21 protein-coding genes are annotated in these 20,957 nt (G+C 68.3%); 5 read left to right on the plus strand and 16 right to left on the minus strand.

The annotated features are described in order from the left end of the window. Positions 1-7: 7 nt before the first annotated feature. From AC0IX4_RS17935 to AC0IX4_RS17945, 3 genes are read right to left on the minus strand one after another with little or no spacing between them, the layout of a single operon-like run. Positions 8-979, minus strand: coding sequence for an endonuclease/exonuclease/phosphatase family protein (locus AC0IX4_RS17935; RefSeq protein WP_471830241.1), 972 nt, complete (start codon positions 977-979; stop codon positions 8-10). Continuing rightward, a complete protein-coding gene (locus AC0IX4_RS17940) occupies positions 976-1,617 on the minus strand; it encodes a response regulator (protein ID WP_042573103.1) in 642 nt (213 codons plus the stop codon). Before AC0IX4_RS17940 ends, AC0IX4_RS17935 begins: the two co-directional genes overlap by 4 nt. Beyond that, positions 1,614-2,882 (minus strand): PspC domain-containing protein, encoded by a 1,269-nt coding sequence (locus AC0IX4_RS17945; RefSeq protein WP_471830312.1) that lies wholly within the window; start codon positions 2,880-2,882, stop codon positions 1,614-1,616. Before AC0IX4_RS17945 ends, AC0IX4_RS17940 begins: the two co-directional genes overlap by 4 nt. 138 nt (positions 2,883-3,020) lie before the next feature. Between AC0IX4_RS17945 and AC0IX4_RS17950 the strand changes: the two genes are divergently transcribed. Next, positions 3,021-4,271 carry a PspC domain-containing protein gene (locus tag AC0IX4_RS17950; protein WP_471830242.1) on the plus strand — a complete coding sequence of 417 codons (1,251 nt, stop codon included), beginning with the start codon at positions 3,021-3,023 and terminating at the stop codon, positions 4,269-4,271. Then, positions 4,264-4,503 carry a hypothetical protein gene (locus tag AC0IX4_RS17955; RefSeq protein WP_471830243.1) on the plus strand — a complete coding sequence of 80 codons (240 nt, stop codon included), beginning with the start codon at positions 4,264-4,266 and terminating at the stop codon, positions 4,501-4,503. Before AC0IX4_RS17950 ends, AC0IX4_RS17955 begins: the two co-directional genes overlap by 8 nt. 22 nt (positions 4,504-4,525) lie before the next feature. On the opposite strand, the gene guaA is transcribed toward AC0IX4_RS17955, so the two are convergent. The 4 genes from guaA to guaB all read right to left on the minus strand — a co-directional run bounded on the left by guaA (position 4,526) and on the right by guaB (position 10,775). Next, on the minus strand, positions 4,526-6,118 hold the full coding sequence (guaA, locus tag AC0IX4_RS17960; RefSeq protein ID WP_056072457.1) for a glutamine-hydrolyzing GMP synthase: 1,593 nt from the start codon (positions 6,116-6,118) through the stop codon (positions 4,526-4,528). A 29-nt stretch (positions 6,119-6,147) separates the two neighbouring features. After that, positions 6,148-7,920 carry a GMC family oxidoreductase N-terminal domain-containing protein gene (locus AC0IX4_RS17965; RefSeq protein ID WP_056072460.1) on the minus strand — a complete coding sequence of 591 codons (1,773 nt, stop codon included), beginning with the start codon at positions 7,918-7,920 and terminating at the stop codon, positions 6,148-6,150. A 95-nt stretch (positions 7,921-8,015) separates the two neighbouring features. After that, positions 8,016-9,155 (minus strand): GuaB3 family IMP dehydrogenase-related protein, encoded by a 1,140-nt coding sequence (locus AC0IX4_RS17970; RefSeq protein ID WP_042573100.1) that lies wholly within the window; start codon positions 9,153-9,155, stop codon positions 8,016-8,018. A 66-nt stretch (positions 9,156-9,221) separates the two neighbouring features. After that, entirely contained in the window at positions 9,222-10,775 is a 1,554-nt protein-coding gene (guaB, locus tag AC0IX4_RS17975; protein WP_269430088.1) for an IMP dehydrogenase, read from the minus strand. Positions 10,776-10,984: 209 nt separating this feature from the next. On the opposite strand from guaB, the gene AC0IX4_RS17980 reads away from it, so the two are divergent. Continuing rightward, the gene (locus AC0IX4_RS17980; protein WP_042573099.1) at positions 10,985-11,389 is read left to right on the plus strand and encodes a DUF5319 domain-containing protein; all 405 of its coding nucleotides are present in this window, start codon (positions 10,985-10,987) and stop codon (positions 11,387-11,389) included. 72 nt (positions 11,390-11,461) lie between these two features. Here AC0IX4_RS17980 and AC0IX4_RS17985 read toward each other — a convergent pair whose 3' ends face one another. The 3 genes from AC0IX4_RS17985 to AC0IX4_RS17995 all read right to left on the minus strand — a co-directional run bounded on the left by AC0IX4_RS17985 (position 11,462) and on the right by AC0IX4_RS17995 (position 13,929). Beyond that, complete coding sequence (locus AC0IX4_RS17985; protein WP_471830244.1) at positions 11,462-12,472, minus strand: anti-sigma-D factor RsdA; 1,011 nt, start codon at positions 12,470-12,472, stop codon at positions 11,462-11,464. Further along, positions 12,465-13,043 carry a sigma-70 family RNA polymerase sigma factor gene (locus tag AC0IX4_RS17990; protein ID WP_056069430.1) on the minus strand — a complete coding sequence of 193 codons (579 nt, stop codon included), beginning with the start codon at positions 13,041-13,043 and terminating at the stop codon, positions 12,465-12,467. Before AC0IX4_RS17990 ends, AC0IX4_RS17985 begins: the two co-directional genes overlap by 8 nt. Positions 13,044-13,179: 136 nt before the next feature. Further along, on the minus strand, positions 13,180-13,929 hold the full coding sequence (locus tag AC0IX4_RS17995) for a hypothetical protein (RefSeq protein ID WP_471830246.1): 750 nt from the start codon (positions 13,927-13,929) through the stop codon (positions 13,180-13,182). A 298-nt stretch (positions 13,930-14,227) separates the two neighbouring features. On the opposite strand from AC0IX4_RS17995, the gene AC0IX4_RS18000 reads away from it, so the two are divergent. Further along, positions 14,228-14,521 carry a WhiB family transcriptional regulator gene (locus AC0IX4_RS18000; protein ID WP_042574652.1) on the plus strand — a complete coding sequence of 98 codons (294 nt, stop codon included), beginning with the start codon at positions 14,228-14,230 and terminating at the stop codon, positions 14,519-14,521. A gap of 114 nt (positions 14,522-14,635) precedes the next feature. Here the strand turns inward: AC0IX4_RS18000 and groL are convergent, their stop codons facing one another. From groL to AC0IX4_RS18015, 3 genes are all read right to left on the minus strand, one after another. Then, a complete protein-coding gene (groL, locus tag AC0IX4_RS18005; protein WP_042574653.1) occupies positions 14,636-16,249 on the minus strand; it encodes a chaperonin GroEL in 1,614 nt (537 codons plus the stop codon). A gap of 86 nt (positions 16,250-16,335) precedes the next feature. Next, entirely contained in the window at positions 16,336-16,635 is a 300-nt protein-coding gene (groES, locus tag AC0IX4_RS18010) for a co-chaperone GroES (RefSeq protein ID WP_027503792.1), read from the minus strand. Between the two features lie 175 nt (positions 16,636-16,810). Next, entirely contained in the window at positions 16,811-17,143 is a 333-nt protein-coding gene (locus tag AC0IX4_RS18015) for a hypothetical protein (protein ID WP_471830248.1), read from the minus strand. 47 nt (positions 17,144-17,190) lie between these two features. Here AC0IX4_RS18015 and AC0IX4_RS18020 point away from each other — a divergent pair, with 47 nt between their 5' ends. Continuing rightward, a complete protein-coding gene (locus tag AC0IX4_RS18020; protein ID WP_471830249.1) occupies positions 17,191-18,747 on the plus strand; it encodes a DUF7159 family protein in 1,557 nt (518 codons plus the stop codon). A gap of 7 nt (positions 18,748-18,754) precedes the next feature. On the opposite strand, the gene tsaD is transcribed toward AC0IX4_RS18020, so the two are convergent. From tsaD to tsaB, 3 genes are read right to left on the minus strand one after another with little or no spacing between them, the layout of a single operon-like run. Beyond that, entirely contained in the window at positions 18,755-19,801 is a 1,047-nt protein-coding gene (tsaD, locus tag AC0IX4_RS18025) for a tRNA (adenosine(37)-N6)-threonylcarbamoyltransferase complex transferase subunit TsaD (RefSeq protein ID WP_471830251.1), read from the minus strand. Next, complete coding sequence (gene rimI, locus AC0IX4_RS18030; RefSeq protein ID WP_042574657.1) at positions 19,798-20,286, minus strand: ribosomal protein S18-alanine N-acetyltransferase; 489 nt, start codon at positions 20,284-20,286, stop codon at positions 19,798-19,800. The genes tsaD and rimI overlap by 4 nt, the downstream gene beginning before the upstream one ends. Next, complete coding sequence (gene tsaB / locus AC0IX4_RS18035) at positions 20,283-20,939, minus strand: tRNA (adenosine(37)-N6)-threonylcarbamoyltransferase complex dimerization subunit type 1 TsaB (protein ID WP_042574658.1); 657 nt, start codon at positions 20,937-20,939, stop codon at positions 20,283-20,285. Before tsaB ends, rimI begins: the two co-directional genes overlap by 4 nt. Positions 20,940-20,957: the final 18 nt, after the last annotated feature.

Consider the following 20,957-nt stretch of genomic DNA (forward strand, 5'->3'; position numbering starts at 1 on the left):
GGAGAGGTCAGGGCATGGTCGGGACGGTGACGGCGGCGATCAGCCCCCGATGATCCGACCCGGCGATGTCCACGACGTCGAGCGATCGCACACCCGCGTCGCGCACCACGACGTGGTCGATACCGACGACGGGCGGGTACCACTTGTCCATCGGATAGGTCGGCAGAACACCGGCACCCACGGCGTCCGCGGCGTCGACCCACCCGTCGGACAACAGGTTCCGGAACCGCGAGTGCGCATGCGTGGAGTTGAAGTCGCCGCCGATCACGACGCTGCCAGGACGTGACGCCGCGGCCGACATCTCGTCGGCGACGAGGTCCAACTCCGACGCCCACACCGGCGTCGGAGTGGGATAGGGCGGGATCGGATGCACCGCGTAGGCGCGAAGAGGCTGCGCCGCACCCACATCGAGATCGACCGTGACGCCGGCGAGCAGGAAACCCGGCAGTTCCCGACCGTTGGACACCGGGAATCTGCTGTAGATCGCGGCGCCGGCGCCGCCCGGATAGGGAGCCACGAACTTGTAGGGCAGCGCCTCGTCGAGACCCGCATCCTCGAAGAGCGCCACCGACTCCGGCGTGATCTCCTCGATGGTGACGACGTCTATCTCACGCTCACGCACCGTCGACACCAGAGCGCCGGCGTCGGCACGACCCAGCATGACGTTGGCCTGCATGATCCTCACCTCGCCGCCCGTCTGGGCCGACGCGAGTCCCGCGGCGCCCGGCACGTACAGCGGCACCACCACGATCGACGCGACGGCCAGAACCACTGCCGACACGGCAGCCAGCAACCACCGTCGTGCGACGACGCAGACCACGGCCCCGACGACGGTCGCACACAGCAGGATCGGCGCGAACGACGCGGGCCCGACCACCAGGATCGACGGGATGTCCACCCATGACGCCACGACGGCAGCCAGTCCGACAGCGATCCCGCCGAGCCCGACGATCGTCGCAGCGAGAGTGCCGCGCGTCATTCGATGCGCCGACGGTGCGCCCACCGGGTCAGAGCATTCCTGTTGGACTGCTGTGTCTTCCGCAGGACATTGGACGCATGCGTCTCGACGGTCTTGATCGAGATGAAGAGGGTCTCGGCGATCTCCCGATAGGTGTAACCGCGGGCGAGCAGCCGGAGCACCTCGAGTTCCCGGGGTGTCAGCGAGTCGAGCTCCGGATCCAGTGGTGGCTCCGGCACCGACGAGCGTCCGGTGAAGGAGTCGAGCACGAAACCGGCCAGACGAGGCCCGAACACGGCGTCGCCGCCCGCCACGCGGCGCACGGCGTCGGCCAGGTCGGACCCCGAGATGGTCTTGGTGACGTATCCGCGCGCACCGGCACGGATGACCGCGATGACGTCCTCGGCGGCGTCGGACACGCTGAGCGCCAAGCAGACCGGGCCCTCGGCGATCGACTGGAGCACCGCGACTCCCCCACCGTCGGGCATGTGCACGTCGAGCAGCACCACGTCGGGCGTCGTGGCGTCGATGCCCCGGACGGCGTCGGCGACGCCGCCGGCTTCGCCGACCACCTCGATGTCCTTCTCCCGCGCGAGTTCTGCTCGCACACCCGAGCGGAACACCCCGTGATCATCGACCAGGAAAACTCGACAGCTCACGCGGAACGTTCCTCTCTGTCGTGACGTGTCGCCCCCATGTCGCGAGGCACGCGGATGTGGATCTCGGACCCCTTACCGGGTGCGGACCTGATGTTCACCGCTCCCCCTCGACGTTCGATGCGTGCGCGGACGCTTCGGGCGAGGCCCTGCCTGTCCTCGGAGACCGAATCGGGATCGAACCCGCACCCACGATCGCGGACGAACACGTCCACCGCATCGCAACCGGCCTCGACGTAGAGGTCGATCGACATCACGCCGGAATGCTTGGCAGCGTTGACCAATGCTTCGCGGGTGGCTCCCAGCAGTGCCGTCGAGACCTCGCGGGTGATGCCCGAGCGCTCGGACGGCTGGTCCAGTTCGACGTCGCCCACGGTCACCGGATCCACGGTCACACCGTAGTGGTCCTCGACCTCACCGGCGATCGTGGCCAGCGCCCGCACGAGCGATGCGTGGTCGGTCTCGCTGCCTCCGAACAGCCACTTTCGCAGTTCGCGCTCCTGACTTCTGGCCAGCCTCAGCACCTCGGCGGAGTCGGTGCTCTGCTTCTGGATCAGCGCCAGGGTCTGCAACACGGAGTCGTGCAGGTGCGAGGCGATGTCTTCTCGCTCGTCGTTGCGTATACGCGCCGACCGTTCCTCACCGAGAGCCCGCCACAACCGCATCCACAGAGGCACCGTGAGCAGGACCGCGCCGACCAGAGTCACCACCACCGCGAGGAGCGACGAACGCAGCGCCTGGACGTCGACTCGCGCCACGACCACGACGCACAGTCCGATGACCACGAGGGTGACGCCGGAGACGATGCGCGCCCACCCCAGGACCGAGGTCCTGGCCGAGCGCGGCCGCGGCGATCCCGCCGAATGCGCACCGGCGGAGTCGAACTCGCGCCACACCAGCGTCGCGCCGATAGCGACGACGACGACGGGGGCCACGATGGTCGACGAGTTGCCGCTCAGACCCGACCCCAGGGCGACGGCGCCGCCGATGCCCAGGACGAGAAGCCCGTACGCGCGTCGACGCTCCGCGCGATCCGGTTTACGGACGTCGTCACCGGCGGACGTGAAGACCCACAGCAGACCGTAGGCGGCGATACCCGCACCGGCCGCAGCGCACAGCACGGCGAACACGACACGCACCCGGAAGACGTCGACCCCGAGGTGATCCGCGATTCCGCCGGCGACACCGCCGACGATGCGTCCCGCGGCACGGCGCGTCAGAACAGGCGTCGGCAGAGGTGCCGACGGTAACGGCTCGAGTGCGGGCAGGGTGGACACGCGTCGATCCTGACACGAAAATGTGCCGCGCGGTATCAGGGTTCACCCCCATACGACCGTCTGCAGCCCTCACGAAATCAGGGTTCGCCCCGATGTGCCGGGACCCGCCCGGGACGCAGGATGGTCGTCATGACCACAGCCACCGCATCCGCCCAGCTGTCCGAACTCTGGCGCACTCGTCCCGTCCGTCTGTCCGATCAGGGCCCCGGAGCCGGAGTCGCTGCCGGCATCGGCCACCGCTACCGCGTGGACCCGGTCCTGGTGCGCGTCGCCTTCGTCGTGTCGACGCTGTTCGGCGGTTCGGGCATCGTGCTGTATCTCGCGGCGTGGCTGGTACTTCCGCGTCGCGGTGACACCGTGTCCCCGGCCGAGTCGCTGCTCGGACGCGGTCGGACGTCGGATTCGCACACCAGTGCCGTCGTCCTGACGGTCGCCCTCGTGATCGCCGCGGTCAGCGTCGGTCCGTTGGGGATGGGGTCCGGACTGGTGTCCACGCTGGCGATGCTCGGCGGCCTGTACTTCCTCTATCGCAGAACTCCCGATGCACCGTCATCGGCCGACCTGGCGGGACCGACTGCCGATCCCGCGCCCTGGACTGCCTTCTCGACGCTCCCCGACCGGTACGAGCCGACGGCCGCCCCGGTGTCGCTGTCCAAGGACGAGGGCACCGCTCCGGTCCATCCGAACTCACCGCCGGAGTGGGATCCGCTGGGAGTCGCGCCGTTCGCGTGGGACCTTCCCGAACCCGGCAAGCCATTCGTCCCGGCGGTCCGACCGAAGAACACCTCGCACCTGACCTCGACGGTGATCGGCCTGGCCATCATCGCCTCGGCTGTGACGGTGGCCGTCGGAGCGATCACCGGAAGTACCGTCGTGACGGCACCGAGGGTCGGAGCGGTGGCCTTGACCGTCGTCGGGGCCGGACTCCTGATCGGTGCGTTCACCCGACGCGGCTACGGACTGCTCGTCGTCGCGGCGCCCCTGGCCGGCTTCGTTCTCGTGTCGTCCCTCGTCGACATGTCGGACATCGACGTCTCGGGTATGAACTCACCGAACATGGGCAACGTGGACGTCAGACCCACGACGATGGCCGCCCTGCAGCCGACGTACGAATCGGGAGTGGGCAACTTCTCGCTCGACCTGACCGGCCTGACCCTCACCGAGGACCGTTCGGTCAGTGTCGACAAGGCCGTGGGCAACACCGAGATCATCGTCCCGCCGACGATGAACGTGATCGTCACCTGCGACAGCGCACTGGGCAACACCGACTGCATGGGCGACGGAACGAGTGTCGACGGCGGTACCGACGGGCCGGACGGACCGGTTCTCACAATCGATGCGAACACCGCGATGGGAAATCTGGAGGTGCACCGTGGATGACACGACGACCGACGACGCGACACAGGCCGGTACGACCAGGCGCCGGCCGTCCCTGGTTCTGCTACTCGCAGGGATCGCTGCCCTACTGCTCGCCGTTCCGACCATCGTCGGATCGAACCCCACCGCGATCGTGTCCGGCCTCGTGTCGGGCTGGACACTCCTGGTGGTCGCCGTCGTCGTGGGGGTCGCGCTGGTCCTGGCGCCCGTCCGACGACGCACCGGCCACCGTTAGACCGACCGAGCCGCCGACACCGTCATTCCCATTCGATGGTGCCCGGCGGCTTGCTCGTGACATCGAGGACTACCCGATTGACCTCGCGGACCTCGTTGGTGACACGAGTGGAGATGCGCTCGAGAACGTCGTAGGGAAGTCGAGTCCAGTCCGCGGTCATCGCGTCCTCGCTCGAGACCGGACGCAGCACGATGGGGTGCCCGTAGGTGCGGCCGTCGCCCTGGACACCGACACTGCGCACATCGGCGAGCAACACCACGGGGCACTGCCAGATCTGCGAGTCCAGACCCGCCATCGTCAGCTCTTCCCGTGCGATGGCATCGGCGTGGCGCAGGGTCTCCAGGCGGTCCGGGGTGACGGATCCGATGATGCGGATGGCCAGACCCGGGCCCGGGAACGGTTGCCGGGCAACGATGTCCTCGGGCAGACCCAGCTCGCGGCCGACGGCGCGGACCTCGTCCTTGAACAGCAGTCGAAGCGGTTCCACGAGCGAGAACTGCAGATCCTCCGGCAACCCGCCGACGTTGTGATGACTCTTGATGTTGGCCGTCCCGCTGCCGCCACCGGACTCGACCACGTCGGGGTAGAGGGTGCCCTGGACGAGGAAGTCGATCGACTCCCCCTGCGCCGCGGTGTCACCGAGCTCCGTGGTCACCGCACCCTCGAACGCACGGATGAACTCCCGGCCGATGATCTTGCGCTTGGTCTCCGGGTCGGTGACTCCGTCGAGTTCCCGCAGGAACACGTCGACGGCGTCCACCGTGACCAGCCGCGCGCCCGTAGCGGCGACGAAGTCCTGCTGCACCTGCTCACGCTCGCCGGCGCGAAGCAGTCCGTGATCGACGAAGACGCAGGTCAGGCGATCTCCGATGGCGCGCTGGACGAGAGCGGCCGCGACCGCGGAGTCCACGCCGCCCGACAGACCGCAGATGGCGCGACCGTTGCCGACCTGCTCTCGGACCTGGTCGACGAGCGCGTCGGCGATGTTCGCCGCGGTCCACGTCGGCGCGATGCCGGCGATCTCGTGCAGGAACCGTGAGAGCACCTGCTGTCCGTGCGGGGAGTGCAGCACCTCGGGGTGGTACTGGACGCCCGCCAACCGTCGTGCTCGGTTCTCGAACGCGGCCACGGGGGCCCCGGCGCTGCTGGCCACCACCTCGAAGCCTTCCGGCGCCTCGGTGACGGCGTCACCGTGACTCATCCAGACGGGCTGCGTGGACGGCAGTCCGTCGTGCAGCGTTCCGCCGGACACGTCGAGGTCGGTGCGGCCGTACTCGCGTGTCCCGGTGTGGCTCACCGTTCCACCGAGCGCCCCCGCCATGGCCTGAAAGCCGTAGCAGATGCCGAACACGGGAATCCCCAGGTCGAACAGCGCGGGATCGAGCTGGGGAGCACCCTCTGCGTAGACACTCGACGGTCCGCCGGAGAGGACGATGGCAGCCGGATTCCGGGCTGCGATCTCCTCGACGGTCATCGTGTGGGACACCACCTCCGAGAACACCCGAGCTTCACGGACGCGTCGAGCGATCAGTTGCGCGTACTGCGCACCGAAGTCGACGACGAGTACCGGATCGGTGTTCTCGAGGGCGGAATCCTGCGGCTGGGAGTCGGTCACGCGCACCACTCTAGTGAGCGCGCCCGACCTCACGCCGCGCCGGTGCTACCGACGGGAGCACCGACGCGTGACGACGCCACGGTGGGCGACGAGGGGGTCCTGATCTCGACGATCGGCAGCATCAACGCGCCCGGTGCGTGCACCGGGACGAACGGCTTGTGGGGAGCGATGGGCTCGATGCGCTCGTAGGGCAGCCCCTGCGCTGGACGCAGGTCCTTCTCCCCCTTGTTGGGCCACAGCGATGCTGCCCGCTCCGCCTGTGCGCTGATGGTCAGCGACGGGTTGACGCCCAGGTTGGCCGACACCGACGATCCGTCGACGATGCTCAGCGTCGGGTAGTTGTGCACGCGGTGGTACGGGTCGATGACACCGTTCTCGACGTCCTCCGAGATGACGCATCCGCCGAGGAAGTGGGCGGTGAGAGGAATATTGAAGACCTCTCCCCACGTACCGCCGGCGATGCCGTCGATCTTCTTCGCGATGCGGCGGGTGGCCTCGTTGCCCATCGGGATCCACGTCGGATTCGGCTCGCCGTGTCCCTGCTTGCTGCTGACGTGACGACGCCCGAACAGACCACGCTTGGTGAAGGTGGTGATGGAGTTGTCGAGGTTCTGCATCACCAGCGCGATGATGGTGCGCTCGCTCCAGTGCCGCGTGTTCATCATGCGCAGGAATCGAAGAGGGTTCTTGACGACCTCGCCCAGGAACTTCAGCCAGCGCGGTGTGCGTCCGCCGCCGTCGGTCATGAGCGTCTGCAGCAGACCCATGGCGTTGGAGCCCTTGCCGTAGCGGCACGGCTCGATGTGGGTGTCCTCGCTGGGGTGGAACGACGAGGTGATCGCGACACCGCGAGTGAGGTCGATCGACGGGTCGTACGTCAGCTTCCCCGCGCCCACGATGGACTCGGAATTGGTCCTGGTCAGACGGCCCACGGTGGGTGAGAGCCCGGGCAGCGAGCCGTTGTCCCGGAACTTGTGCATCAACTGCTGGGTGCCCCAGGTACCGGCGGCGAGCACGACGTGGCCCGCCGTGTACGTCCTGCGGTCCTTCTTCACGTACGCGCCGGTGCGCTGCGTGGCGACGACCCAGGATCCGTCGGGGCGCGGCGTCAGGTCGGTCACCGTGGTCATCGGAACGATGTCGGCGCCGGCACGCTCGGCGAGCCCGAGGTAGTTCTTCAGCAGGGTGTTCTTCGCGTTGTGTCGACACCCCGTCATGCACTCGCCGCACTCGATGCAGCCGGCTCGGTCCGGGCCCACCCCTCCGAAATAGGGGTCCGGAACGGTCTTGCCCGGCTCGTCGCCGAAGAAGACACCGACAGGCGTCTGGATGAAGGTGTGTCCGACGCCCATGTCCTCGGCGACGGACTTCATGACGTCGTCCGCGGGCGTCATGTGCGGGTTCTGCACGACACCGAGCATCTTCTGCGCCTGCTCGTAGAACGGCGTCAGTTCCGAGTGCCAGTCGGTGATGTGGGACCACTGCTGGTCCTGGAAGAACGACCGCGGCGGCTGGTACAGCGTGTTCGCGTAGTTGAGCGATCCACCGCCCACCCCGGCACCGGCGAGGATGAGGCAGTCGCGCAGGAGATGGACGCGCTGGATGCCGAAGCATCCCAACTTCGGAGCCCACAGGAACTTCTTCAGATCCCAGCTGGTTGCCGCGAAGTCGGCGTCCTCGAACCGCCTACCGGCTTCGAGAACACCGACCTTGTAGCCCTTCTCGACGAGGCGCAACGCCGTGACACTGCCGCCGAAGCCGGATCCGACGACCAGTACGTCGTAATCCCTGTTGTCGCCCATCGAGACCTCCTGGTTCACCCGAAACGTGATCGATACCACGATAGCGTACGTGTAAACCGCGGTGACAGGAACCGGATACAGCCCTGTCCGTGAGCTCAACCCCTGATGTTCAGGCCGACCTTCTGGAACTCCTTGAGGTCCGAGTAGCCGGACTTCGCCATCGAACGGCGCAGGCCACCGACCAGATCGAGCGACCCGAACGGATCGTTCGACGGGCCCGAGAGAACGCGATCGAGCGACGGACGGTCGCCGAACGACACCGGAAGGAAGGCACCGCGCGGCATGGACGGGTGCGCGGCAGCGGACGGCCAGTACCACCCGCGGCCGGGAGCCTCGGCGGCCAGGGCGAGCGGAGCACCGAGCACCGCGGCGTCGGCGCCGCACGCGATGGCCTTGGCCAGATTTCCCGACGTCGTGATGCCGCCGTCGGCCAGGACGTGGACGTACCGGCCGCCGGTCTCGTCGAGATAGTCGCGGCGCGCGGCCGCGGCGTCGGCGATCGCCGTCGCCATCGGCACACCGATACCGAGAACCTCGCCCGTCGTGGTCGCGCCCTCGGTGGAGCCGTACCCGACGATGACACCCGCAGCGCCGGTGCGCATCAGGTGCAGTGCCGTGCGGTGGTCGCTGACTCCGCCGGCGACGACGGGAATGTCGAGTTCGGAGATGAACGTCTTCATGTTCAGCGGTTCTTCGCTGGGATGACCCACGTGCTCGGCGGAGATGATCGTGCCCTGCACGACCAGCAGGTCGACTCCCGCCGCCACCAGCGCGGGAGTCAGCGAGCGAGCGTTCTGCGGACTGACGCGCACGGCGACCGTCACTCCTGCGTCCCGCACCTGCGCGACCGCGGCGGCCAGCAGATCAGGCTGCAGCGGTGCGGCGTGCAACTTCTGCAGCAGTTCCACCGGTGCGTCCGCGTCGACGTCCGACTGGGCGATGTCGACCAGCTGGTCGATCACCGAGTCGACGTCGGCGTGCCGACTCCACAGGCCTTCACCGTTGATGACGCCGAGACCACCGCGCTTGCCCAGCTCGATGGCGAAGGACGGGGAGACCAGAGCATCGGTCGGGTGCGCGACGATCGGGATGTCGAACCGGTAGGCGTCGAGCTGCCACGCGGTGGACACCTCCTTCGACGACCGGGTACGACGCGAGGGGACGATGTCCACGTCCTCGAGCTCGTAGGTCCGACGAGCCGTGCGGCCCATGCCAATTTCCACCAGGTCGCGCACGCGCGTCCTTTCTGTAAGCCCCGCCGGCGCAGTGCCGGGGGGCGGTCGACTCCGGTCGGAGTCGGGTCAGCGGGCAGTGTAGTTCGGTGCCTCGACGGTCATCGTGATGTCGTGCGGGTGGCTTTCCTTCAGCCCGGCAGACGTGATCTGCACGAACTGCGCCTCCTGCAACTCCTCGACCGAGTTGGATCCGGTGTAGCCCATCGCCGCGCGCAGACCGCCGGTGAGCTGGTGGATGACCTGCGACAGCGGTCCGCGGAAGGGAACTCGCCCTTCGATGCCCTCGGGCACCAGCTTGTCCTCGGCGAGCACGTCGTCCTGGAAGTAACGGTCCTTCGAGAAGGACTTGGTCGCGCCGCGGCCCTGCATGGCGCCCAACGAACCCATGCCGCGGTAGCTCTTGAACTGCTTCCCACCGACCAGGATCAGCTCACCGGGCGACTCCGCCGTACCGGCGAGCAGAGACCCCAGCATCGCCGTCGATGCTCCGGCTGCGAGAGCCTTGGCGATGTCGCCCGAGAACTGGAGACCGCCGTCGGCGATGACGGGCACACCCGCCGCCTTGCAGACGGCGACAGCTTCGAGGATCGCGGTGATCTGCGGGGCGCCGACACCGGCGACGACGCGCGTGGTGCAGATCGACCCGGGACCGACACCGACCTTGACCGCGTCCGCGCCGGCCTCGACCAGCGCACGGGCGCCGGATCGCGTCGCGATGTTGCCGCCGACGACCTGCACGCGGTCGCCCACCTCGGCCTTGATCTTGCTGACCATCTCGAGCACCTGCGAGTTGTGACCGTGCGCGGTGTCGACGACGAGGACGTCGCATCCCGCGTCGGTCAGAGCCATCGCGCGTGCCCACGAATCGTCGCCGACGCCGACCGCGGCACCGACCAGCAACCGGCCGTCCCGGTCCTTGGTCGCGAACGGGTGCTGCTCGGTCTTGACGAAGTCCTTGACCGTGATCAAGCCGGTCAGACGACCGTGGCCGTCGACGATGGGCAGTTTCTCGATCTTGTGGCGACGGAGCAGTCCCAGCGCCGCGTCGGCGGTGACACCTTCCTGCGCGGTGACCAGCGGAGCCTTCGTCATGACCTCGACGACGCTGCGGTTCTGATCGACCTCGAAGCGCATGTCGCGGTTGGTGATGATGCCGACCAGTTCACCGCGCTCGTCGGTCACGGGCAGACCCGAGATGCGGAACTTGGCGCACAGCGCGTCGACCTCGGCGAGGGTGTCGGTCGGCTTGCACGTCACGGGATCGGTGACCATGCCGGCCTCGGACCGCTTGACCACCTCGACCTGCGCGGCCTGGTCCGTCGCGGACAGGTTGCGGTGCAGCACTCCCATACCGCCCGCGCGCGCCATGGCGATGGCCATGCGGGCCTCGGTGACCGTGTCCATCGCGCTGGACACCAGTGGGACCCGCAGACGGATCTCGCGCGTGAGCTGGCTCGACGTGTCGACCTTGCTGGGGATCAGATCCGACGCCGCGGGAATCAGCAGGACGTCGTCGAAGGTGAGGCCCAGCATGGCGACCTTGTTCGGATCGTCGCCGCCCGTCCGCACACGTGCGGACGCGTCTGCGGCGGTAGTCACGGGCCTGTCTGGGGTACTCATACGGAAGGGCCCTCCTGAGCTGGTCTGTCGGTGCGCACGGTGGTACCGGGGACCCGGATAGAATCCCTCACGCGCTCGCGGTACATCGTATCCGGCGCCGGGGGTCGTCCTGTACGCGCGCGACACACTCTCCCGCACCGAGCGACACACCGACCAGGTGGGCACCGTACCGCTGGCGCAGACCCGCCCTTGCTGCGTACCGTGGAGTCGTGCGCGATCAACTGCCTCCAGGTCTGCCGCCGGATCCCTTCGCCGGCGATCCCGCCGACCCTTCGGCCGCCCTCGACGCCATCGAGCCCGGTCAGCCCCTCGACCCGCAGGAACGTCTGGCCGTCGAGGAGGATCTGGCCGACCTCGCCGTCTACGAAGCGCTCCTGGCGCACCGCGGAGTCCGTGGACTCGTCGTGTGCTGCGAGGACTGCCAGCAGGACCACTACCACGACTGGGACATGCTGCGAGCGAACCTGCTCCAGCTGCTCGTGGACGGCACCGTACGACCGCACGAGCCTGCCTACGACCCCATTCCCGACGCCTACGTCACGTGGGACTACTGCCGCGGCTACGCCGACGCGTCGATGAACGATGCGCTGCACGGGGACGGGTACGACACCTAGACGCCCGTCTCACACAGACACGAAGAACGCCCGCAGACACTGTCTGCGGGCGTTCTTCGTGGTGCGGATGCCTCAGTTGGGGGTGACGACCGTGCTGGGAGTGACCGGTGTCGTGGTCTCCGGAGCGGGCGCGGGCGCCCGGAGGATCTCCGGTGGGATGGTCACGTCGGTGGTCGGCTGCGGCAGGAACGGCAGGTCCGTCGGCAGCGGGAACGGCAACTGGATATCCGTGGGCAGCGTCGGGATCTCGGTCGGGAGCGGCAACTGCGGAAGCGGGATGCTCGTGTCGGTAGGAATCTGCGGAACGATGTCCTCCGGGATGGTGGGCATCGGCGGAACGGTCGTCGTGGGAGCGGCCGGCGGCGGCACCGAGGCGGGAGCGGTCAGCTTGGACAGCTCGGCGGACAGACGAGTCCACCAGTCCTGCAGCTGCGCACGCTCGTCCTCGTCGCGGATGCCACCGGTGCGCTGCGCGGCCTCGGCGAGACGAGTCTTCGCCGACTCCGCGTCGCCGCGGGCAAGCGCCTCCTCGACATCGTGGAGCGCCGTCGTCGTGTCGACCTGCGCGACAGTCGAATCCGCCTGCTGGGTGAAGACGACTTCCTTCACCTTCCAGAGCGGATCTCCGGGCATCGCGCTGTAGGAGAACGCGGTGACTCCGCCTGCGAGGAATGCGACCGCAGCGGCGGCACCCACGAGCGGGCGCAGGTGACGCATCTTGCTGCGCGTGCGCTGACGGTGCAGTGCGTCCTCGGCAAGAGCGAGATCGATCGCGGCGGAGACCTGATCGAGATCGGGCCGTTCCGGCAACGGTTCGGCGAGGATGTCGGACCGCCACTCGGCGAGCAGGCTGGCCAGCCGGTACTCGTCGGCGTCGGCCGTCGCGATCGGGCCGTCGCCGGCGATCGCGTCGATGAGAGCGTCGTCGCGGCGCACGGCCATGATGTCGATAGGGCCGGACGACTCGGCGTCGTCTGCGGCGAAGGGGTCGGCGCCACCCGCGCCGAAGGCGTCGGGGCGGCCGGAGCCTCCGCGTGCGGAGCCGCCGAACTGTGCGCTGTCGCGCCACGAGTCCCTAGCCATACTTGTCACCTGCTCCCAGTACTTCGTTCTTCAGCTTCGCTATTGCCCGGTGCTGCGCCACACGAACGGCGCCTGCGGTACTACCCACGGCGGCGGCCGTTTCCTCTGCCGACAATCCGACGATCAGGCGGAGCACCAGGATCTCGCGGTGCTTGTCCGACAGCGTCGACAGCAGTTCGTTCATGCGGCGTCCTGCCTCCGAATCCAGCGCCCGTTGCTCGGGGCCGTCCTCGATGGACATGACATCCGGTACATCGGCCATGGGTTCGGATTTGTTACGCGAAGTACTGCGATGGGCGTCGGCAACTTTGTGGGAGGCGATTCCGTAGACGAACGCCATGAAGGGGCGGCCCTGGTCCTCGTAGCGTGGGAGCGCTGTCATGACCGCGAGACAGACCTCCTGGGCGACGTCGTCGGCCGAGAGTTGACCCCTCTCACCAGCGCCGACGCGCGCCCGGCAGTACCGGACGACGACTGGCCGGATGCTCTCGAGAACGACGGAGAGAGCCCCTCGGTCACCGCGCGCTGCTGCCGCGACGGCCGAGTCCAGCCCCTCACCCGTGACAATCATTGTCAGTGTGTTCTCCACCTCACGTCGGGCGCACCCCGAAACGGGCGCGCTTCCCCCCCGGTCCCCGACAGCCCGGTGTGGAACGCCTCAAGGATAGTCGTCCCCCCTCCGCGGTCTAGCGAACCGTCCGGTCTCGTCACGAGAAAACGCCTCCGCGTGACCGGATCGCAACCTCCAGGGCGCCGCGTACGGTCGCCGCTCCGGTTTCACCCAGTGCTTCCGAGATCGACGACGCCGCCCACGCCAGCGGCAGCAACCCCAGAGCCTCGGCATCGACTCGCACCGATCGTGCGTCGACTGCCGCCGCGCCGTGTTCGCCGGCCACGAGGCGCGCTGCGCACAGGACGAGGCGGGACTTGATGCGGTGACGTTCCGACGAGTACGAGCGCGATGCCTCGACAGCGCGCGCCGCCGCGGACAGAGCGGACGCCCCGTCTCCGCGCGCCATGGCCACCTCGGCCCGGACCCACCACACCCGCAACCACACGCGGGAGTGGCCGGGGTGCTCGGTCAGGACGTCCTCGGCGCGGGCCAACAACACGTCGGCACGCGATGTCCGGCGCGGACCGATCGCATCGGCGGCGAGACCGACCAACGCGTCCACGACCGCGTCGACCGCGCGGGGATGCAGCGCACCTCGGCCGAAGCCGCTCTCCCGCAGAGCGAGTCCGTCGCGCACGGACGCCGCGTCGTGACGCCCCAACTGACGGAGAAGGGAACCTTCCAGGCTCGCCGACAGTGAGCGGACGACCGGGTCGGGGTCCGACCGCAGCGCGCGGGCACCGGTGAACGCCGCCGAATACCACCCCCGAGCTCCTGCCTCGACGGCGCCGGACCATGCCGCGACGGACGTCGGATCGGGCGATCGGGCACTCGATGTCGGCACGCGAAACAGAATAGTCTCCGGCAGTTTCCCGCGAATTTACACAGCGATTGTCACGACATTTGCCGGTGCCATGTGACCGGCCGTTGTCCGCGTCGTGACGGCCGTGTTACGTACCTGCCACACGGGCTCGAAACCAGAGATAAATGTCGCCCGAGTTAAATAATCCCTGCTCGGACTATGGATCACACCACGAATCGAGGCTGTTGACGGCTATTCCGGGCTCGCTCTACGGTTGCGACAGATCGTGAACGGCACCAAGGAAATTCACGACCGCGCGTGAGAGTACTAGGAGTACACAATGCCCCAGCCCAATCACCTCCCCGGACCCAATGCCGATATCTGGGATTGGCAGATGCACGGCACGTGCCGTGGAGTCGACTCGTCGATGTTCTTCCATCCTGATGGTGAACGAGGTCGAGCCCGCGCGCAACGCGAAATGAAAGCCAAGGAGATGTGCCGCGCCTGCCCCGTGCTCGCACAATGCCGCAGCCACGCGCTCGCGGTCAGCGAGCCCTACGGAATCTGGGGCGGGATGTCGGAGACCGAACGCGAAGTTCTGGCCCGCCGCAACCGCCGCCGACTCGCCTCCTGATCTCTCCCCAGCGCGACCGACCACCCACACCACCGACAGAGGCCCCACCGGACGATCTCCGGTGGGGCCTCTGTCGTGTGATTCACCGGCCGTCAGGGGCCGGGGGTACAGCGGTCAGTGGCTGTGACCGTGTCCCTGTGCGTCGGCGTCGACCTCTTCGGGCTTGTCGACGACGGTCGACTCGGTCGTCAGGATCATCTTCGCCACGGACGCGGCGTTGACCACGGCGGAGCGAGTGACCTTGACCGGGTCGATGACACCGTCGGCGACGAGGTTGCCGTAGGTGAGCGTCGCGGCATTGAACCCGGTGTCGTCGTCGGCTTCGACGAGCTTGCCCACGACGACGGAACCGTCGACGCCGGCGTTGGTGGCGATCCAGAACATCGGCGCGCGGAGTGCGAGGCGTACGGCCTCGACACCGATGGCCTCGTCGCCCGTCAGTCCGAGGTGATCCTTCAGTCCACGGCTGGCGTGCACGAGTGCGGCGCCACCGCCGGAGACGATGCCTTCCTCGACGGCTGCCTTGGCTGCGTTGACCGCATCCTCGACACGGAACTTGCGCTCCTTGAGATCGGTCTCGGTAGCAGCACCGACCTTGATGACCGCGACTCCGCCGGCGAGCTTGGCGAGGCGCTCCTCGAGCTTCTCACGGTCCCAGTCGGAGTCCGTCGCCTCGATCTCGCGGCGGAGCTGACCGACGCGATCGGCGATGGCGTCGGCGGTGCCGGCACCCTCGACGATGGTGGTCTCGTCCTTGCTGACGACGACGCGTCGCGCGCTGCCGAGCAGATCGAGGCCTGCGTCCTTGAGCGAGAGTCCGATGTCCGCGTTGATGACCGTGGCGCCGGTGACGATGGCGAGGTCCTCGAGGAACGCCTTGCGGCGGTCACCGAAGAACGGCGCCTTCACGGCGACGGCCTTGACGGTCTTGCGGATCGAGTTGACGACCAGCGTGGAGAGCGCTTCGCCCTCGATGTCCTCGGCGATGATGAGGACGGGCTTGCCGGACTCGGCGATCTTCTCGAGCAGGGGAAGGAAGTCCGGCAGCGAGCTGATCTTGTCGCGGTAGAGCAGGATCTGCGCGTCGTCGAGGACGGCTTCCTGGCTGTCGACGTCCGTGACGAAGTACGGCGAGAGGTAGCCCTTGTCGAACTGGACGCCCTCGGTGATGACGAGCTCGGAGACCAGCGAGCTGGATTCCTCGACCGTGACGACACCGTCGGTGCCGACGCGGGTGAGCGCTTCGCCGACCATCTGGCCGATGACCTCGTCGCGCGAGGACACCGTGGCGACCTGCGCGATGGACTTCTCGCCCTCGACCGGAACGGCAGCGGCGAGCAGTGCCTCGGAGACGTGCTCGACGGCCTTGGTGATGCCGACGCCGAGTGCGATGGGGTTGGCACCGGCCGCGACGTTCTTCAAGCCCTGCTTGACCAGTGCCTGAGCGAGAACGGTCGCGGTGGTCGTGCCGTCACCGGCCACGTCGTTGGTCTTGGTGGCGACGCTCTTCACCAGCTGGGCGCCGAGGTTCTCGAAGGGATCTTCGAGGTCGATCTCACGGGCGATGGAGACGCCGTCGTTCGTGACCGTCGGGCCACCGAACGCCTTCGCCAGCACCACGTGGCGACCGCGGGGTCCCAGGGTGACCTTGACAGCGTCGGCGAGCTTGTCGACGCCTCGTTCGAGGCTGCGTCGTGCGACCTCGTTGAATTCGATTTGCTTGGACATGTGGCTTTCAGGCTCCTAGGAGTACGACGTAACGCATTCCGCCCCGGGTCCTGGGGAACCGGACACCGGGGCGGAGAGCGTGGGGCTTACTTGGAGATGACTGCCAGCACGTCGCGTGCGGACAGGATCAGGTACTCCTCGCCGGCGTACTTGATCTCGGTGCCGCCGTACTTGCTGTAGATGACGGTGTCACCCTCTTTGACGTCGACAGGGATGCGATTTCCCTTGTCGGTCACGCGGCCTTCACCCACGGCAACCACGGTGCCCTCCTGGGGCTTCTCCTTGGCTGTATCGGGGATGACCAGGCCGGAGGCGGTCGTCGTCTCGGCCTCGACGGCCTGGACGAGGATCTTGTCCTCGAGCGGCTTGATGTTCACGCCTGCCACGATGAGCCCTCCACTTTCACGATTGTCGGTCCGAGGCTGGTCCCCGGAACGCCTTGTTGCTGTAGTTCAGGTAGTTCGTGACCCCGGCCGCCGATGCCCCGTCGTCGCGGGTGCCGGGCCATCGATATCCGGTGTCGACTAGCACTCTATACACGCGAGTGCCAGCACTCAACCTTCACGAGTGCACAGTTTCGCGGCGCGGTTCCTCGGCCATCGCCTCGCGGACGATCGGCGCGACCTCGCGGCCCAGAAGTTCGATCGAGAGTTGCGCCTCCTCCACCACTTCCCGTAGGCGGCGACCGTGCCCACGCACGGTGGCGACACCGACCTCCGGGTAGGTCTCGGGGAACGTCGTGATGCCGATCTCGGAGGTCGAGGACACGGTGCCGGACCCCTTTCCGAGAAAGTTCACCTGGCGTTCCCGCACAGGTGACGACGGGTTGTTCACGTTCTCGGCGAGGGGGACCAGAACGCGATGCGCACTATTTCCGGCCAAGTTCGGTAACATTCGCATAACGGCACGTTCACGGAGCACGAGGAGAGGGGGTTCGGCGCATGCCCGACAGCACTGTCACGATCGGAGTATCGGCAGGTTCGGAAGTAGTCTGCTGCGCCGTCCTCACCACGGCGGCCGACGGTACCGAGTCCTTCGACTACCGCACCGTGACCGCCGAGGGGTCACGCACCGACACCGGCGACCTGGTCGCCACGTCGATCGAGCTGGCGTCGGAGCACCTCGTCCGCGCCGACGACACGAGGTCGACCAGCCGTCACGGTCGCACCGCGGTCGCTCGTCGCACCGAGAGCACCACGCGATCCATCCTGTCCGCAGCGCGTCGCCGCGACCTCGCGATCACGTCCGACGCGCTGGTCACCGACACCGACGCAGCGCTGTGCTGGCTGCGACACACCGGCGAGGTGGCCAGGTACCGCACCGTGCTCATCGCCGACGTGGGTGCCTCGGGAACGTCGATCAGCGTCGTCGACCAGGTCGACGGCACCGTTCTGGCCTCCGAGCGGACCGACGAGGTCGGGGGCCGCGTGTTCGACGACCGTCTGCAGGACGCCGTCGCCGGTCGGCTGCCGTCCGTGTCGCCCACCGACCGCGTCCTCGTCGCTGCACGTCTGCGGACGGCCAAGGAACAGTTGTCCTTCCACGAGTCCGTGACGGTCGATCTCCCGGACGGCGAGACACTCACCGTGACCCGCGCCGAGCTACTCGACGCCCTTGCCGAGCCGCTGGCCACGCTGCGGGCCGTCGTGACCCGTGTCGTCGACAGCGCCGTGGATCGACCCGATGCAGTGGCTGTCGTCGGCGGTGGCGCCTTCGTTCCGTCCGTCACCGAGGCCATCACCTCCGCGGCGCAGGTAGCGAACGTCGGAACGTCGGAACCCGACGCGGCGGTGGCCAAGGGTGCCGCACTGCTCGCCCGAGCGTTCGACCACGACATCGCGCCCGCGATGCAGTCGACACCGACATCGCTGTCGTCTAGCCTGCGAACCGTCGGCCTCCTGGCCGCGGCCTGCGCGGCCATGGCGGTGGTGCTGGCCTACGGCGTCCAGGCCCTGACCCCGTCCAGTGACACGGATGTCACGACCGTCGCCACGTCCACCGTTCCGACGGATACGGCAGACACGTCGGCCGAACGACCGGACACCGCCTCGGCGGCGCCCCCGGAACTGACCGGAGGGTGGGACGACCCTGCTCCGGAGCCCGAGCGGCAGGCCGTCACACCGTGGCCCACCACGGACTACGACTACACCTACACCGCGCCCGCCGTGACCCCGACCCCGGCATATCCGCAGCGTACAGCCGTGACGACCCCGGATCCCGTGGCTCCCGAACAGTCCACGACGCCCCGGACGCCGACGCCACAACCGTCGACGTCCCAGTCCGCGACGCCGACGACCCCGAGTCTGCGACCCGCGCCGGATCTCCCGATCATCGTGCTGCCGGATTTCCCGGACCTGCCGCCGTGGTGGGCGGACCTGCCGGGAGTCGGCCCTGCGCCGACCGCCCCGACCGACCCACCGGTCACGTCGGCGCCCGTCCCCGGCATCACGACGCCGGCTCCGCCGGTCACGTCGGAACCAGCCGTGCCCGTCTCCTGACGGACCGTCAGCGCACCTGACTGACGGATACCGGGAGTCCCGGATCGGTCGCCACGGTCAGCGGCGACGGCTCCGCGCCCGCCGCGGCGAGGTGCGCCCCCAGTGTCGCGATCATGACTCCGTTGTCGGTGCAGCGTCGAGGAGTCGGCACGCGCAGCGTCACTCCGGCTGCGGCGCAGCGTTCCTCGGCCAACGACCTGATCCGCGAGTTGGCTGTCGCCCCGCCGCCGAGAACCAACGTGTCGATGTCCCGATCCTTCAGTGCGCGGATCGCCTTCATCGTCAGGACGTCCGCGACAGCTTCCTGGAAGGACGCCGCCACGTCGGCGACCACCACCGGGCGGCCGGCGCGCTCCGCGGACTCCACGTAACGCGCTACCGCTGTCTTGAGCCCCGAGAAGGAGAAGTCGTATCGGGAATCACGGGGACCCGTCATCCCTCGGGGGAACGCGACCGCCGCGGGATCGCCCTCGCGCGCGAGCGTGTCGAGCACCGGTCCGCCGGGGTAGCCGAGCCCCAACAACCTGGCCACCTTGTCGAAGGCCTCGCCTGCCGCGTCGTCCACCGTGCTTCCCAGTTCGACGATGGGTTCCGCCAGCGACGACACCTCGAGAAGGTGCGTGTGTCCGCCGGAGACGAGAAGGGCGACGCACTCCGGCATCGGGCCGTGCTCGAGGGTGTCGACGGCAACGTGCCCGCCGAGATGATTGACCGCGTAGAACGGCACGTTCCATGCTGCCGCATAGGCTTTCGCCGCCGCGACACCGACCAGCAGTGCGCCGGCGAGCCCGGGTCCGATGGTGACGGCCACGGCATCGGGGCGACGGATCCCGGCCGCGTACAACGCACGCCGCATGGTCGGGACCATCGCTTCGAGATGGGCGCGCGACGCGATCTCGGGAACTACACCGCCGAAGCGGGCGTGCTGATCGACGCTCGACGCCACCTCGTCGGCAAGCAGCTCGCACGTCCCCGATCCCGACGAGTCTCCGCTGTAGCGGACGATGCCGACACCTGTCTCGTCGCAGGAACTTTCGATGCCCATGACGATCACGGGTGTCCACCTTTCACTTCGTCCGCCGCGGCGGGTCGTGTCATCGTGTAGGCGTCCGCGCCGCTGGGCTGGTAGTACCGGCGTCGCGTGCCGACCACGGCGAAGCCTGCGCGCGTGTACATCTCGATCGCCGGATCGTTGTCGGTGCGGACTTCGAGGAACACCGGGCCACCGTGCCGGTCGGCTTCGGCCAGCATCGCGCCGAGCAGAGCCCCACCGATTCCGCGTCGTTGACGGTCCGGATCCACTCCGATCGTGTGAACCTCCGATTCGGCACCGGAACCGTTGCCCAGCAGGGCGATACCGGCATATCCCGCAACGGTTCCGTCCCCGTCCCGCACCACGAAGTACCGCACGTGCGGCGCCCGTAGCTCGTCCACGAACGCCGACGCGGGCCACGGCCCGTCACCGGGAAACAGGATGATCTCGAGCTCGGCGCAGCGCTCGGCGTCCTCTGCCCGCATGGGCTCGACCGCAACGGTCACGGAGTCCCGGCCGGAGTTCGGTCCGCGGTCGCGACCGCGTCGGGACGACGGAGGTACTGCGGGGTCGGCTCGGCGGGCACGTCACCGCGGAGCAGGGCCGCGGCCGCGACGGCCACCAACGCCTCCGGGGCCGGAGACTCGACGGGCTCCACCGGGAGGTCGACGATGTCGACGTGCGAGGCGGATCCGGCCACCACCTGCGACTCCCCCACCACGATGTCCGACGGACTGCTGACGAACGGTCCGGCGATCCGATCGGCGCCGCGGAAGCGCGCCCAGTACACCTCTTTACGACGCGCATCGGTCACGACCAGCACCTCCCTGTCGCCGGGGACTGCAGCGGCGATGGCGTCGAGGCTGCCGACACCGTGCACCGGGATTCCCAGCGCGTCGGCGAACGCCGCACCGGTAGCCATTCCGACGCGGAGGCCGGTGAACGGGCCGGGGCCGGTGCCGACGACGACCGCGTCCAGGTCGTCCGCTCCGATCCCGGCTTCCGCCAGGCATTCGAGGATCTGCGGGGTGAGTACCTCGGCGTGCGCGCGTGCGTTCACGGTGATGCGAGTGGCCAGTGGACGCGGGCCGGCGTCGTCGAGTCGGACGACTCCGGCCGTGACGGCGGGTGTCGAGGTGTCGACGGCAAGTATCAGCACGGATGTCGAGATTACTCC

Source organism: Rhodococcus sp. AC861 (assembly GCF_979256035.1).